The sequence below is a fragment of the Aeromicrobium sp. Leaf272 genome, assembly GCF_001422865.1.
GTDB lineage: Bacteria > Actinomycetota > Actinomycetes > Propionibacteriales > Nocardioidaceae > Aeromicrobium.
The window spans coordinates 219,420-221,001 of the sequence record NZ_LMMY01000009.1; the positions used below are offsets into that span (position 1 = coordinate 219,420).

Genomic DNA, 1,582 nt, shown 5'->3' on the forward strand with positions numbered 1-1,582 from the left:
GGAGCACTCCGTGACCACGTCCGTCTTCGCCCATCCGCACGAGCAGGTCGTCTTCTGCCACGACGAGGCCAGCGGCCTGCGGGCCATCATCGGCCTGCACTCGACCGCCCTCGGCCCCGGCCTCGGCGGCACCCGCTTCCACCCCTACGCGAGCGAGGCCGACGCCCTCGCCGACGTGCTCGCGCTCAGCCAGGGCATGGCCTACAAGAACGCGCTCGCCGGGCTCGACCTCGGCGGCGGCAAGGCCGTCATCATCGGCGACCCGCGCACCCAGAAGACCGAGGCCCTGCTGCGCGCCTACGGTCGCATGGTCGAGTCGCTCAACGGTCGCTACTACACCGCGTGCGACGTGGGCACCTTCAGCCCCGACATGGACGTCATCGCCCGCGAGACCTCCTACGTGACCGGCCGCACCGTCGAGCACGGCGGCGCCGGCGACTCCTCCGTGCTCACCGCCTTCGGCGTCTACCAGGGCATGCGCGCCAGCGCCCAGCACGCGTGGGGCAGCCCGTCCCTCGCCGGCCGTACCGTGGGCGTGGCCGGCGTCGGCAAGGTCGGCAAGCATCTCGTGGAGCACCTCGTGGCCGAGGACGCCTCCGTCGTCGTCACCGACGTGGACACCGCCGCGATCGAGCTGCTCACCGCGCGCTTCCCGCAGGTGCGCGTCGTCGCGTCCACCGAGGCCCTCGTGGCCGAGCCGCTCGACGTCTACGCGCCGTGCGCGCTCGGGCGGGCCCTGTCCGACGACGTGGTCGACGTCCTGTCGGCCCGCGTGGTCTGCGGCGGCGCCAACAACCAGCTCGCGCACGACGGCACCGCCAAGCTGCTCACCGAGAAGGGTGTCGTCTACGCCCCCGACTACTGCGTGAACGCCGGCGGCGTCATCCAGGTGGCCGACGAGCTCGACCCGCAGGGGTTCAGCTTCGAGCGCGCGAAGGCCCGTGCCACGGGCATCTTCGACACGACCCTCGCCGTGCTCGACCGGGCCGCCTCCGAGAGCATCACGACCGCCGAGGCCGCGGACCGCCAGGCGGAGCAGCGCATGCGCGACGTGGGTCGCCTCGGCCAGATCCACCTGCCACGCTGACCCTCTCACCGTCGGTCAGGGGTCCTGCGCGCGCGGTTCCTGGGCGTCGATGACGTCGATCATCGCGCCCAGGAACCGGCGCACGACGGCGAGCTCCTCGTCGTCGAACTGGTCCATGGCCGCATCCATCGACGCGGCCATGGGCCCGAACATCGCGCGGGCCGCCTCGCCGGCCGAACGCGTCATGGCCAGGCTGACCCGACGGCGGTCGACCTCGTCGTGGGAACGCTCCACGTGGCCGGAACGCTCCAGGCGGTCGAGCAGCGTGGTCGTGGCCGACGGGCTCAGCGCGAGGGCGCGGGCGAGCACGCCGGGGGTCAGCGGGGCCCGCCCGTCCTCGTGCGCGCGAGCCAGCACCGACAGCGCCGTGAGGTCGGACCGGTGCAGTCCGTGGGCGGCGCCGGCGCGCTCGGCGTAGCGCGTGGACCGCTCGGACAGGTCTCGGAGCTGGCGCACGACGTCGGCCCGGTCGCCCTCGGGGGGTCCATGTTGCGC

General features: G+C 73.6%; 2 protein-coding genes. One reads left to right on the forward strand and one right to left on the reverse strand.

Annotated features, from left to right (window positions below; genetic code table 11):
* Window positions 1–10 precede the first annotated feature (10 nt).
* The gene (locus ASF38_RS02615) at window positions 11–1,087 is read left to right on the forward strand and encodes a Glu/Leu/Phe/Val dehydrogenase dimerization domain-containing protein (protein WP_082480275.1); all 1,077 of its coding nucleotides are present in this window, start codon (window positions 11–13) and stop codon (window positions 1,085–1,087) included.
* Window positions 1,088–1,102: 15 nt separating this feature from the next.
* Here the strand turns inward: ASF38_RS02615 and ASF38_RS02620 are convergent.
* A partial coding sequence (locus tag ASF38_RS02620) for a MarR family winged helix-turn-helix transcriptional regulator (protein ID WP_056573450.1) occupies window positions 1,103–1,582 on the reverse strand: 480 nt, incomplete at its 5' end.